Origin of the sequence: uncultured Shewanella sp., assembly GCF_947501665.1 — a bacterium.
Taxonomy (GTDB): domain Bacteria; phylum Pseudomonadota; class Gammaproteobacteria; order Enterobacterales; family Shewanellaceae; genus Shewanella.
Window position 1 is genome coordinate 155507 of sequence record NZ_CANMWS010000005.1, and the last position, 14375, is coordinate 169881.

The 14375-nt window shown below is 36.7% G+C and carries 14 protein-coding genes; 8 read left to right on the plus strand and 6 right to left on the minus strand.

Annotated features, from left to right (window positions below; genetic code table 11):
• Positions 1 to 6: 6 nt before the first annotated feature.
• Complete coding sequence (gene nrdB / locus Q0976_RS05220) at positions 7 to 1137, plus strand: class Ia ribonucleoside-diphosphate reductase subunit beta (protein ID WP_299491748.1); 1131 nt, start codon at positions 7 to 9, stop codon at positions 1135 to 1137.
• Positions 1106 to 1423, plus strand: coding sequence for a class I ribonucleotide reductase maintenance protein YfaE (yfaE, locus tag Q0976_RS05225; RefSeq protein ID WP_299491750.1), 318 nt, complete (start codon positions 1106 to 1108; stop codon positions 1421 to 1423). Before nrdB ends, yfaE begins: the two co-directional genes overlap by 32 nt.
• 36 nt (positions 1424 to 1459) lie before the next feature.
• On the opposite strand, the gene Q0976_RS05230 is transcribed toward yfaE, so the two are convergent.
• Positions 1460 to 1954 carry a tetratricopeptide repeat protein gene (locus Q0976_RS05230; protein WP_299491752.1) on the minus strand — a complete coding sequence of 165 codons (495 nt, stop codon included), beginning with the start codon at positions 1952 to 1954 and terminating at the stop codon, positions 1460 to 1462.
• Between the two features lie 37 nt (positions 1955 to 1991).
• Positions 1992 to 2975: an XdhC family protein gene (locus Q0976_RS05235; RefSeq protein ID WP_299491754.1), complete on the minus strand. Its 984-nt coding sequence runs from the start codon at positions 2973 to 2975 to the stop codon at positions 1992 to 1994.
• Positions 2976 to 3549: 574 nt separating this feature from the next.
• Between Q0976_RS05235 and Q0976_RS05240 the strand changes: the two genes are divergently transcribed.
• On the plus strand, positions 3550 to 3933 hold the full coding sequence (locus tag Q0976_RS05240) for a cytochrome c (RefSeq protein ID WP_299491756.1): 384 nt from the start codon (positions 3550 to 3552) through the stop codon (positions 3931 to 3933).
• A 76-nt stretch (positions 3934 to 4009) separates the two neighbouring features.
• On the opposite strand, the gene metA is transcribed toward Q0976_RS05240, so the two are convergent.
• From metA to Q0976_RS05260, 4 genes are all read right to left on the minus strand, one after another.
• Positions 4010 to 4945, minus strand: a complete 936-nt coding sequence (gene metA / locus Q0976_RS05245) for a homoserine O-succinyltransferase (protein WP_299491758.1) — start codon at positions 4943 to 4945, stop codon at positions 4010 to 4012.
• Positions 4946 to 5012: 67 nt separating this feature from the next.
• Positions 5013 to 5420 carry a YbaY family lipoprotein gene (locus Q0976_RS05250; RefSeq protein ID WP_299491760.1) on the minus strand — a complete coding sequence of 136 codons (408 nt, stop codon included), beginning with the start codon at positions 5418 to 5420 and terminating at the stop codon, positions 5013 to 5015.
• A 706-nt stretch (positions 5421 to 6126) separates the two neighbouring features.
• Positions 6127 to 6645 carry a sugar O-acetyltransferase gene (locus Q0976_RS05255; protein ID WP_299491762.1) on the minus strand — a complete coding sequence of 173 codons (519 nt, stop codon included), beginning with the start codon at positions 6643 to 6645 and terminating at the stop codon, positions 6127 to 6129.
• A gap of 592 nt (positions 6646 to 7237) precedes the next feature.
• Positions 7238 to 8140: a LysR family transcriptional regulator gene (locus Q0976_RS05260; RefSeq protein WP_299491764.1), complete on the minus strand. Its 903-nt coding sequence runs from the start codon at positions 8138 to 8140 to the stop codon at positions 7238 to 7240.
• A gap of 302 nt (positions 8141 to 8442) precedes the next feature.
• On the opposite strand from Q0976_RS05260, the gene Q0976_RS05265 reads away from it, so the two are divergent.
• The 5 genes from Q0976_RS05265 to Q0976_RS05285 all read left to right on the plus strand — a co-directional run bounded on the left by Q0976_RS05265 (position 8443) and on the right by Q0976_RS05285 (position 14299).
• The gene (locus Q0976_RS05265) at positions 8443 to 9441 is read left to right on the plus strand and encodes a haloalkane dehalogenase (RefSeq protein WP_299491766.1); all 999 of its coding nucleotides are present in this window, start codon (positions 8443 to 8445) and stop codon (positions 9439 to 9441) included.
• 41 nt (positions 9442 to 9482) lie between these two features.
• Positions 9483 to 9890 (plus strand): DUF1330 domain-containing protein, encoded by a 408-nt coding sequence (locus Q0976_RS05270; RefSeq protein ID WP_299491768.1) that lies wholly within the window; start codon positions 9483 to 9485, stop codon positions 9888 to 9890.
• 22 nt (positions 9891 to 9912) lie between these two features.
• A complete protein-coding gene (locus Q0976_RS05275) occupies positions 9913 to 10209 on the plus strand; it encodes a DUF1330 domain-containing protein (protein WP_299491770.1) in 297 nt (98 codons plus the stop codon).
• Positions 10210 to 11008: 799 nt separating this feature from the next.
• Positions 11009 to 12475, plus strand: coding sequence for a hypothetical protein (locus Q0976_RS05280; protein ID WP_299491772.1), 1467 nt, complete (start codon positions 11009 to 11011; stop codon positions 12473 to 12475).
• A gap of 240 nt (positions 12476 to 12715) precedes the next feature.
• A complete protein-coding gene (locus Q0976_RS05285; protein ID WP_299491774.1) occupies positions 12716 to 14299 on the plus strand; it encodes a hypothetical protein in 1584 nt (527 codons plus the stop codon).
• Positions 14300 to 14375: the final 76 nt, after the last annotated feature.

Below are 14375 nucleotides of genomic sequence, written 5' to 3' on the forward strand. Positions count from 1 at the left end.
AAAATCATGGCCTATTCAACTTTTTGTCAAACCCCTAACGATGCTAGCCGCGAACCTATGTTTATGGGGCAATCGGTCAACGTGGCACGTTACGACCAACAAAAATATGAAGTCTTTGAAAAACTCATAGAAAAACAATTATCTTTCTTCTGGCGCCCAGAAGAAGTCGATGTCAGTAAAGACAAAATTGATTATGCTGCGTTACCTGAGCATGAAAAACACATTTTTATTTCCAATTTAAAATATCAAACACTACTCGACTCCATTCAAGGTCGTTCACCCAATGTGGCTTTTTTACCTTTGGTTTCCTTACCAGAACTTGAAACTTGGATAGAGACTTGGTCATTTTCAGAAACGATCCACTCACGGTCTTACACTCACATCATACGTAATATCGTTAATGATCCTTCAACTGTATTTGATGACATTGTCGTCAATGATGAAATTTTAAAGCGTGCATCTGATATTGCCCATTACTATGACGATCTCATTGGATTAACTCAAGCCTATAATTTATTAGGGGAAGGAACACATACTATTCAAGGTCAGTCCCGTATTGTTAATCAAAGGGAAATCAAAAAAGCGCTGTATTTATGCATGGTTTCAGTGAATGTACTTGAGGCTATTCGTTTTTACGTGAGTTTTGCCTGCTCTTTTGCCTTTGCAGAACGTAATGTGATGGAAGGTAATGCGAAGATTATTCGCCTTATCGCCCGTGACGAGGCGCTACACCTCAACAGTACTCAGCACATTTTAAAATTAATGGCTGCGGGTAAAGATGATCCCGAAATGGGAGAAATTGCCAGTGAATGTGAACAGCAAGCTTATGAGATTTTTGTCAAAGCAGCTGAACAAGAAAAAGATTGGGCTGAATATTTATTTAAAGATGGCTCTATGATTGGCCTTAATGAACAAATACTGTGCCAATACGTAGAGTATATTACCAATGAACGTATGAAAGCCGTTAACCTCACTCCTGCTTATGAAGACCGCTCTAACCCATTACCTTGGATGAAAAGCTGGTTGGAAAGTGATTCTGTGCAAGTCGCCCCACAGGAAGTTGAAGTCTCATCTTACCTTGTAGGACAAATTGACGCCTCAGTGGATGGCTCAGAGTTTCTCGATTTTGACCTATAAACATCGTTATCAGAAGGCTGCAATAGTCAGCCTTCAAGGTGAACCCACATTATTGTATTCCCACCAAGAATTCAATAATTTGCTTGAAGCCTTAGAGCGTCAAAAAATCACATTATTTTCAGAATGTCGAAGTGGTTTTTGTGGCGCCTGTAAGACAAAAGTGAATAGCGGCAAAGTATACTATGTTACCGAACCTTTAGTACATCTTGAACAAGGTGAATGCTTACCGTGCTGTTGCGTCCCTAACGGCGATCTAGACTTAGACTTACCAACAACCACACCATAAAGGGGAAGAGTATATAGACAAACAACAGCCTCATTCTCAGGCCTTATCACACCAAATTTTATCTAAATCCCTTGCATATAATCTAATTGCTCGCTGATAACGTTTAATGTCATTTTCATTCGTGGTGGAAAGCAATAATTGCAACAACAATGACATCGCCTCTTTATGCCTACCCATGTTATACAAGCACATAGCATAAAAAGGTTTAGAGGCGATTTCATGGGGGTATTCTGTATTAATGATCTCAAAATAACGCAGTGCATACGTATAATGCCCTAGCGCTCGGTGAGTACTGGCTAAACCAAATAAAGCATCAAAACGTTGCGTCGCAGATAGTTGTCCTTCTAATGCTCGACTATAATATTCAATTGCACATTTTTCATTACCTTCATTATCATAAGACCAAGCAATATGCAGCTCTGCTAACGCACAATATTGAGATTTCAGCAACAATTCATTTAACAATGAACGGCTTTGTTGATATTGCCCTGACTCTCGCAATTTAATGGCTGCTTGAATAACACTATCCATATAAAAATGTCCTTTATTTTTAAATTTTTATAAATCCTTAAAGCGCATCAAGGGCAATCTTATTTTTCACTCGAATAATATCAGCCATGATAGCAATAGCAATTTCAACGGGAGTCTTACTGCCGATATTTAACCCGATTGGTGCATGTAAACGTGCCAGATCAGCAGCCGACAATTCACAAATACGCTGAAGCCTTTCCTCTCTGGCAATACTGGTTTTTTTAGAGCCCATCGCACCAATGTAAAAAGCCTTTGACTCAAAAGCACTCATTAATCCTAAATCATCAATACGAGGATCATGCGCTAACGCTAATATTGCTGTTCGACTGTTAGCAAGCTTATCAACCAGTAAGTCAGGAGAGATCCAAGTGATATCGACCCCCCCAACATCAGCATCATAAGTCCAACTCGACTCAAATTGTTTTCTCATATCACACACATGGACATCATAACCCGCCATTATCGCCAGCTGGGCAACACTCATACTCACTTGACTTATTCCAAGTATGATACATTTCCACACCTGTTCGTAATAGATCTCAATCAACTCATCCGATTCAGTCACAGCTCTTGAATACTGCCCAAAGGCCAATTCAAGATGAATGTCATCACTTTGAGGCTTAATGTGGCGCACATACCCAGAATGAGATTGAGCAAACTGTAACCACTGCTCTAAATGAGCCAATACAATATTTGTTGGTTGAAGGCATTCTACTAACAAGCGAATAGTGCCACCACAAGGTAGCTCAGTGGCAATCGTTTCACCTTGCATATGATCGCCATATGAAAAAACAGAAGCCACTCTTGTAAAAGCACCATCATTTAACATGTCTATAAAAGCATCTTCTAAACACCCACCAGAAATAGAACCTTGTCTTAATTGGCCATCTGTCACAAACAATGCACCAACAGGGCGAGGAGCAGAACCATAAGTATTTAAAATGGTGCACAGCCAAATTGATTTACCTTCATATAACCAATTCAATGCGGTTTTTAATACGGTAATATCCGTCAATTGCATTCAACTTACCTTTATTATTATTCTCATTGCTTTACTTTTTTTAAAATGATGTTTTAAAAATGACACATAGAAGTACAAATAAAAATCACCAATTAACAAATAAGTTAAAAAACTATTTTTACTTTTATTACAGCCAATAAACTTAAATCAATGGCTAAAAATGAGGCCATTTCTCATCAAGCCAAGACTTGTTGCAGAAAATAGGCGAGTAATAATACCATTAATAGCCCATAAGAATTACAAAATAAATACATTTTTTACTTTCTTAAGCTTGGTTGATTAGCCTATTTCAGGAGCTCATTTACTTTTACACCATAAAATGTTAAAAAATACGACATCATGTTAAATCCAGTAACAAGGGGTTATCCTGATATTGGTAAAGAAGCATGCTGTAAAGGTTTGGTATTCCAATGCGGTTGGTGTACTTCAACATGATGAGTAATTCGGAAATAAAAGGGAGACAACCTTACAGAACGGATTGCTTTCCATACTATGATTCACTTAAAAATTAAATTTTAATCACGATAACCAAGCTGGAACGTTTATCGTGCAAAACTCGTCAAAAGGAAGAGCAATGAATCGTAATCTTATGTTAGCTGCCGCCGCATTATTAACAGCAACATCCGTTATAACTGTTGAGCCTACAACAGCAGACACAGCTAAACCGGCTGAGGCTGCAACAGCAGAAAAAGCTAAACCTGGCACTCCGGATCTCGAAGCTGGCAAAGCCAAAGCCAGTACTATTTGTGTCGCATGTCATGGTGTGACGGGTAAAGCTGTTATGCCAATCTATCCAAATCTCGCTGGGCAAAACAAAGCTTATTTGATTTCTTCATTAAAAGCTTATAAAGCAGGACAGCGCAAGGGGGGACAAGCTGCAGCGATGGAACCTATGGCAAAAATGCTTAGTGAACAAGATATCATTAACGTCTCAGCTTATTATTCATCGCAAAAATAAGCATCAATATGCTTCCTCTAGCTGATAAGCTGTACAGAGGAAGCACTTTCATAACATACCGTCATATCATGGTTTTTTACGATACAGACCGAGGTTGACTGATAGTATCAAGATCATACGGCGTTAATTGGTAAACATAGTAATTTAACCAATTACTAATTAACAAATTTCCATGTCCGTACCACCTGACTATAGGAGTATTGCTAGGATCATTATTGAAATAATAATTCTGAGGCTGATCCGGTTCAATGCCTTCTTGCACATCTCGTTTATACTCTTCATCTAAAGTAAATTTTTGATACTCAGGATGCCCCATCACAAATAAATTACGGTTATCCGTACTCAATACCATATAGGCACCAGCCTCATTCGATTGAGTTAAAACATTTAAATCAGAGTGTGCTTTTAATTCAGTCAGATCCATTTCTGCATAACGAGAATGAGGTGCAAAGAATTCATCATCAAACCCTCGTAATAAAGGGTAATGTTGCTCTGTTCTTTGATGTAAATACACACCTGAACGTTTTTTGTCGAGTACTTGACGATTCAGTCCATATAAGTGATAGAGCGCTGCATGGGCAGCCCAACATAAAAATAATACTGATGTGACATGCTGCTGAGACCAATCTATTATGTCACAAATATGCTTCCAATAACTCACGTCTTCAAAAGGCAATAAACCTAAAGGAGCACCAGTGATCATTAAACCATCATAATTTTTATGCCGAATATCTTCGAAATCACGATAGAAATTCTCCATATGTTCAATCGAAGTATGTTTAGAGCTTTTATCATGAATACGCAATAAATCCACATCAACTTGTAATGGCGTATTCCCCAATAAACGAAGTAATTGTGTTTCTGTTTCAATTTTATTGGGCATTAAATTCAAGATGAGCACTTTCATCGGCCTAATATCTTGATTTTTAGCCCTGGTTTCAGACATGATGAAAATATTTTCTGACTCTAATACCTCTGCTGCGGGAAGATCATCAGGGATTTTTACCGGCATACTGCGCCTCTATTTCATATTAAAGAAACCAATTATCAAGTGAATAGGTACACTCAATCTACCTAGGTTATTCACTGACTTTTTCAAGCATGATGAGCAAAGGCTCTTGAGAATTCAAATTAACGTTAACAGCATTAAGCTCCATAAATATCAGCTTATCTTTATACTTTACATAAGCCTGAATAATGTTCATATGGCCTTTTACAAATTCATTTAAAGGAACAGTAAAAGAAAAGCGAGTAGGCAAAGCCACTTTCTCTTTATTCAGCTCATCTAAAACGATTGGAGGTTGAGTATGATCAGCAATATTTTTTAACTTCACCGTTAAAATAGCGGTATCGGGTAACGTCACCGGAGTACGGTAACTGACAATACCATCAATCTCGACATACTCATCTTCATTAGAAGCTACACAAGCAATTAATAAAGATAAAGAAACGATTAAAAAAAACACCTTTTTTAATGATAACATCATGCTCTTGACTCCATTATACATAAGGACGTTTAGATGTCTACACGTCTATGACATCAAAGGGATGAGTATTATTCATGTTCTATTCAGTATAGCCAATCTGGTCATAGAAAAGAGTCACGTTTATAGCTAAAGCTAAATCTACCTGACCTCGGAATAAGCAGCGCCGCTTAATAGCGCTATTTAGCCAAATTAAACAAGAAAGAATAACGGGAGTGATTTGACCCTATTGACTGTAAATGGATAACCAATACTCTTTGACACTCTTTATCCCGAGTTCAGGTTAAATCTATATATCCTTAAAGGCTGCAAACGCTAAGCGATATCCTTAAGTAAAATGGAAATACAAGTGTGATAACCTCTCAAATACTCGAGTTTAAAACGCGTTATTGAGAGCATATAGCTACTATAATCACCTTTGAAATAATGAATAAAAATATGGTATTTAGAGGTATGCAATAAACTGATGACTGTCAAGAAAGAGAAAAAACATTTATACGGCGCAATCAAGCATCAACTTAGCATCACTCGCTTCTCGACTCAAAACCCAGCCTACATTTAATTCCTGTTGGAGTCTGTCACTTCAACGGTCACTCAATCATTATTCATGCAGATATAAAAAACTCAGTACAAAAAGCAGCCGCCTTTACGAGCAAAGATCAGTCCCTAGTTTTATGTGTTTCTAAAGGGGTTTTAGAAATATATAAAGTCAAATTGTCTTTACTTTCACCGCAGGATGACCCACATATAAACTGTTCGCGTCTACATCACAGGTGACAACGCTTCCCGCACCGATAACACTGTTATCCCCAATCGTTACCCCTGGAGTAATAATAACTCCCGCTGCCAGCCAAACATTATTACCAATCATCACATCATTAGCATAATTGCTTTTGCCTAACCTTAACTGAGGGTCGACATCATGTGTCACAGCCAGAATTTGCACATTAGGCCCAATTAACGTGTCATGCCCAATACTCACTCGACCAGCATCTAAAATAGTGCAATTAATATTAATAAAGACGCGATCGCCTAATTCAATAAACTCCCCATAATCACAATGAAAACCAGCTTCAATGAAAACACTTCCACCACAACGAGAAAACAGTGATCTTACCCGTTTCAAGTTACCTTTACTGGGACTACGGGAAAATTGGCGACACACCTCATGTGCGGTTTGTCTTTTTTGTAACATTTCACGGGTCAAGCTATCAAAATGTCTCTTCATTAACGCCATTCTTTAAAAAAATCTATGACTATCATATAAAATCTTCTTTTTTAAAACCAGTGGTTATCATAACTGTCAGGCATATAGCGATATTAAAACGGCCACAAAAATCATCGTTCAAGAGAATATAACTTTCGTTGTGCTATTTAACAACATTCAATTTGCATCATTGCAGACTCAATCGTCGATAATCATGAATGAGAACTTAACCTGAGATGATAGAAATGCCACCGATGCGGGAGCCATTAATAATAATACCGAAATATACTCTCATTCAATCAGGACTAGGGCCTGTTTATCTTTGGTGATTATTTCTGCAGCAGTTTGTGGGTTATTTATACAAGACAGAACTTGTGAGGTGTAGTTATTTTACATAAATAAGCGATAACGCCGTAGAAAGGAGCCACAAACGCTGTCTGTAGGATTCACTAAACATGTTTTACTCTTTGTTGGGAGATATTTGCTTATATCACTTGGCATCATTCCTCCCGCCGAGATTAAAACACGTTTATCTCGGACATAATTTAACCACCAAAGATCAACAGGCCCAAGTACCTTAATCGGATATGGCTATATTCTTCACAATATGAAATCAAACATAATCGAGTAATATGCCCTTCTTTTGGTGAAATAAATCCACTAAAAACTCTTTAAACATACGTAATCTTGTTACTTCCCGATAGTCAGGGTGTGATAACAGCCAAGCTTCATGCATCACTTGAGGCTCACAACCAGGCACGCGTTGCAGCTTCTGTTCATTTTCAGCAATAAAACAAGGAAGCATCGCCATCCCCATGCCCGACTTAACAAATTCAAATTGCAAGAGCCCTTGATTGATATAATGAACAGTCGGTATATGTGGATAAGGCGTCCTTTTAACCCAAGTTGGAAAACGCTCTTTTCCTCCCCAACCAATCCAACGGGCTTTCGTGTTAGGATCCTGCAAATCATGTTGTTGTAAATAATCTTTACTCGCGTAACAACAACTTGCAATAGAACCTAATTTTCGACCGACAAGAGAATCAGGAACCTCCCCTCCAGCTTGTATCAATCGAATGGCAATATCTGCCTCAAAACGAGATAGATCCAACTGACCACTCGTTGTCGATATTTCAATATCGATATCTGGATATTGATTTGAAAAATTCGATAATTCAGGAAACAAAAAACACTTTGAAATCACATCTGGCGTCGTCATGTGAATGTAACCGGTTAATTTTGTATCCCGGCCCATCAAAACTTGTTCAGCTTCTCTCATCGCACTTTCCGCATCTTCAGCATAATGCAGTAATGCTCTACCATCTTCAGTTAATTGGTACCCAGTCACGTTCCGATTAAATAATCGAGTACCTAGACTTCCCTCTAAATTTTCGATTCGACGAGATACCGTTGAATGACTCATCATAAAATCTTCTGCAACAGCTCGAGCACTTCCCAGTCTTGATACTGCTAAAAAGAAACGAACATCATCCCACCCAACATTCTGTTTTTGCAACTTATATCCTTAAAATAATAACTTAAGATCTAATTAAATGTGCTTAATAAACCCACATAGATATAAAAAATCAGCATACTAACTCATCATGAACCTATCGGTTCAAGAATAAACCATTGAGGTCTATTTATCGCTATTTGTTAAGTCTATTCAAAATTTTATACTTATACCATCAGAAAATAAGCTGCTAGGAAAAACAGCACAACTAAATGAAAATAATCACGAAAAGCAATGCTTCAAGCTGACAAGGAGTTGATACATACATTGCTCACTTTTTAAACTTAACGCTCAAGAGGTGGTTTATGATAAAGCCATTAAAAAAAACAATCGAAACAGCTTTATTTGCATCCGTTTTAACATTAACAGCCTGCGCACCTAATTCAGCTCCCCCTCAAAACCAAGAAGAGAAAATAGCGTCAATCAATGCTGATTTTCCTTTTGACTCTCACTACATCAATATTAAAGGTTCAAAGATGCACTATATTGATGAAGGTCACGGTGATCCAATTCTTTTCTTACATGGTAATCCCACCTCCTCTTATTTATGGCGAAATATTATTCCTTATGTGAGTCATGATGCTAGAGCTATCGCAGTCGACTTAATTGGTATGGGAAAATCAGATAAACCAAATATTGAATATAGCTTTGAAGATCAAGCCACTTATTTAGAGGCATTTATCAACAAACTTAACCTCAAAAATATTACGTTAGTCGTCCATGACTGGGGATCAGGGCTAGGGTTTAATTATGCTGCTCTAAATGAAAATAATATTAAAGGCATTGTTTTCATGGAATCTTTAATAAAGCCATTTACATGGGAGAGTATGCCTAAAGAAGGCGCTGCCATGATAAAACAAATCAAAACCCCAGGAGTCGGTGAAAACATGATAATGAAACAGAATTTCTTCATAGAGATGTTTTTACCCAACGCCATAATACGCCCACTCACTCAAGCTGAAATGGATTACTATCGCTCACCATACCCTACACCTGAAAGTCGTAAACCCATTTGGAAATGGCCAACTGAGATCCCCATCTCTGGAAAACCTAACAATGTACATAAAATTGTCAGTCATTATCAGCGATGGTTACAAGAGACAAATCTGCCCATGCTTTTACTCAATGCAACACCAGGCATGATGATCCAAGAAAATGAAGTCAATTGGGTCAAAAACAATATCAGAAATGTTCAAGTTATCAATATTGGTCGAGGTCTCCACTTTATCCAAGAAGATAACCCTGATGCCATAGGAACGGCCATTTCTAGTTGGTATAACAATGCCAATAATTTTAAGTTTTGACACGCAATCAATGTAATAACTTTATACTTTAGGACATCTTAATGAAAAATAAAATATTCATCTTATTAACGACTTCACTCATGACCCTAAGTGTCTTTGGGGCAATGCCAAGTGAAGAAAAATCTTCACAATACAATACGGGTAAAGTGTACTTAATGGCATTTGGTAGCCCCAAAGATATAAACAAAATTAATCGATATAAAAAAGTTGCTGGATCCATTATGAAAAAACACGGGGCCATCTTTCCACCAGTAAAATTTAAAATTAATGACGTTATCAAAGGAGACAGTATTGATAGAAATAACCCAAACCCCACTTTCCTCAATTATATCGAATTTCCAGATAGGCAGCATATTTTAAACGCTCTGTCTGATCCAGAATATATCTCTGTTATCAACGATAGAAATAATGGTTTTAATCATCTAAACATTTTTATATTAACCCAATAACTTACAATAGAAAGGTGAACATATGGAAAACAAAACTTTTTTAATCGTACTTGGCACGCCACAAAATAAAGAAGCACTACTCAATTATCAAGAGGCATCCGCTTCCATTATGAAACATTTTGGTGCAAAACTACCTCCAAATAAGTTAAATATAAACACAAGATTAGTGGGCTCTAGCCGCCCAAAGTTTATGATGAAAGTGGAGTTTCCATCTCCTCAACATATTAAAGATGCCTTTAATCATCCTGATTATCTTGCCATTGTAAAAGATAGAGATGAAGGGTTATCTGATTTGCATATCTTTATAGCAAATGAATAGAAGCAATAATCTTCATAATAAAAATATTAATCACTACTTTTTATATCAAATGTTAATCATCCATAATAAAAAGTATAAAAAGAAAACTTAAGTTTTATATAGTTAATAACATACTACCTCCATTATTAAAAATTAAAACTTTAGTGCATAACAGCCTAATATTTCTATTTATATTAGGCTATTACTCTTTTAAGTATTTCAAATTGACACATTCAAAACAGAAACTAAAAAATGACATATTCATTTTATATTGACAGAATGACTCATCAGGTAACCCCTATCAGTAATAATATTCAAAAATATTTATTATACTGACGATTAATACTTTAATGACCATAATAACAAAAATACCTATACCGCCCATGCCCTTCATATCAAAAATACTGAATATTTATAATAATAATCCCACTACCTTATTTAAACCACTTATAACAATTAATGTTACACTTATAAGTAAAAAGCCAAAATGTTAAAAATAACATACTAACCTACAAATACACTTAAAAAACAACATCCAATGATAATACCCCCTTAGCACTCAATTTAATCTAGATTGAAATAAACACACTTATAGCAAGTGATGAACTACTATTATTCAGTCTATCAAATAAAATGATAGTCAAAATATCCTAGTCCCTATCATTGAGAAAGAAAACATGATTAGGTACTAAAAAATCCATGCTATGAATAATACTATGAACATTAATATAAAGTTAAGATCATACTGATGAAGGATGAAATATATCGACTCCAATTTTTAGGTAATTGACTTTACTCATAAACATCAAAAGGACTTAATATGTGTAATAGAAAAAACATGTTGTTTTCAATATTCATAATCACCTCTTTATTTAATTTCTCTGTCAATGCAGCCAATGTTTGTACCGATATGAAAAAAGCAGAGATATTAGAGTGGGTATCAGAAATACGACCAAGTGCAACAATAGATTGCGATTTATCATTGAAAAGCACAGATGTCATCACTAAAAAAATATACTTCGAAGGTGATGATGCATCCAATACCAGCTTAAATTGTAATAGTGCAAAAATCGACTTAAATGTGGGTATCAGAGCCGGAATATTTTCAATGGAAAATGATGATGCCATCACCATTCAATCGAGTAAAGATAAAGATACTTGGTCTGTACCACAAAATATCGTCATTCAAGATTGTAGAATAAGCGGCAGTATTCGTGTTATTGGCATGGACGATAATGAATTTGCAGACGATCTTACGGCGTCATCTTTAAATACCGGACACACAGAAAGAAGCAATAGCACAGCACCGAGTAACATTCTATTAAAAAACCTTGAAATTGAAGCGTTATTCCGCCCAGCTCTTTATCTATCACCTGGGGTCAATCGAGTCACATTACAGCAATCTTATCTTCACGGAGCCTCTGATACTGTTGGCTTATATTTAGATGCAGAGTCTAATTACCACAACGTATTAGAAAATACAATTGCAGTCAATACATCAGACTACATGGTGGCACTTGATGGGTCTGCTTACAATAGGATTGAATACAATTATATTGTTGCCAATAATACCGGAGGAATTTATTTATTCCGTAATTGTGGTGAAGGCGGAATGGTACGTCATCAAACAGCCAGTTTTAATAGCATTCAAAATAATTACTTCATTTACAATAACTATCTAAATGATAAATCCGCCATCAATATTGGTGCAAACAATGGAGAGCAGACTTACTGTATTGAGGATGACAACAATAATCTAAAATACACAAGCTCTACAGATAATCAAGATAATACAGAAAGTAATACCGTGATGTATAATCAATTTTTAAATGCCGATCCTCATGAGCTAATTCGCTTTGGTTCAGACGAAGATGAAGCCTTAAATGAGGCTTCAGTCTATGCCAATTTTAGAGTGACATCCTTTAAGCAAAATATCGAACCTGAAATTGTTGAGTTTGAATGTAAGGTAGAAACAAACAGTTACGGATGCTATAAATATGCCACTTGCCCTGACAATAAAATTAGTGCATCTGTCAGAGCAGCCTGTAATTTAGAGTGGGGCTCAGTTTCTCTTTATGATTTACCTCATTGGGGACACATCGACGTCATACGTGAGAGTGATACCTTACCTGACAGTGAATGCCTCGTTCATGAAACAAGCAGCTACCTTGAAGACAGCCACACAAATGCTTACCCAAGTTATAACAACCAAATGTTTATCGGTTGTAAGGAACATGACCAAAATGGCGGAGATTGCCATATATTAGGTCAACAAATTTGCCTCTAATGGTGGTTATGTGAAACCGTCAACACCATTGATACTTTCGCAAGCCAATGGTGTTGACAAATCATTATGCCACTCATTACTGCCACAATTGACGTTTCCTGTTTTCATTTTGAACATTAAATTCATTTTAAAACATTGACACTTTAACACCAACAACTATAAAACTAGTATTTAGCTGTATTTCAATTAATTCACATCCACAAATAATCTCAATGCTTAATCAACATAAAAGGATTTTTCATGTTATTATTCAAAAAGATACTGATAGCCACCCTCATCACCTCCCCCTTATTACTCATTCCAGCCAAAGCCGATAATATTTGCTCAAAAGAGAAAAAATCTGACATTCTAAGCCCAATTACCAAAGAGAATCACACCGTGTCAATAGACTGTAATTTAACGCTAGACAGTCATGATGTAATAACCAAAAAAGTCCTCTTTGAAGGTGAGAGATCATCAAACACTTATCTCAACTGTAATAATGCGTTAATTGATCTTACTGTCGGTATTGAAGCTGGGATCTTTACAGCCCAAACAGAAGATACTATCGCTATACAATCCGTTCAAAAAGCAGATAATACTTGGTCTGTTCCTCACGATATTCATATACAAGATTGCCAAATTAAAGGCAGCATTCGGCTCACAGGTATGAAAAATGATGCTCAATCCAATCCGATGACAAGCTTCGAAATAGGAATGAACCATACCAAACGAGCCAACCTTGCCGCTCCTCATCGTATTAGCCTGAAAAATATAAATATTGAAGGGTTATACCGCCCTACCCTGTATTTGTCAGAAGGTGTTAATCATGTCACCTTAGAGCATTCTAATCTACAAGGAGTATCTAACACTGTCGCGCTCTATCTTGATGCCGAGTCTAATTTCAATAACATTAATAACAATACCATTCATGTCAATACTCAGCAGCAACTCATGTCACTTAATGGCTCAGCTCATAACGTGATCAAAAATAACCATCTGACATTAAACGACAATGGCGGCATTTATCTTTTTCATCGTTGCGATCAAGAAAACCCTCTTCTCCATCAAAGCACCAGTCTTAATCAAATAGAAGCCAATTACTTTACTTTAGAGCATATCAGTAATCATCCTTCCATCAACCTCAATGCTCGTCGTGGTGAGCAAAACAATTGCAGCAATGCTCATGCTGATACACTCAACAACACCATTATTTATAATCAATTCTTACACACTGACCCTAAGGACGTCATTACTTTTGATAACATCAGCACGTTACAAAAACATGAAAATACAGAAGACATTTTATCAAGCTACGCCAATATTAGTGTCACAGAATTTCGCACCGATGCGGTTGCCGAAGTGGAAGAGTTTGAATGTTTTATTGAAGGTGCCGACCCAAGTGGTTACGGTGGAATAGCGTGTATAATCCAATGTCCTTCAAATAAAATCAATGCCTCTATTCGAGTTGGTTGTGATTTAGAAGATTTCATGTTTGAAGGCTATAATGCTGCAATCCCCAATTCAGACGATCCTCGTTGCACCGGTTGTAGTGGAGATACTGCTAATACCCATTACCAAAGAGAATTCATTGATACTATCTCATGGAATCATATGGTCATTCGTAATGAAGAAGATTGCGAAAATCCAGAAGCTGGAACATGTGGGGGCGTAGACCCTGATGATATAAGAGGACTCTGTATGGTAGATGACATCAGTGCAAGCACAGAAGAAAGTCATACACACCTCATACCCAGCTATACCAACGAAACCCTTGTAGCCTGCCATGAAACTGACGGTAATGGGGGTGATTGCATGGCTTCTGGACAAATACTCTGCCTTTAATCAATAAATGTATAATAAAACGGCGCCAAAAAGACATTTTTACGCCGTTTTATTATAAAATCACTTCCATCTAATA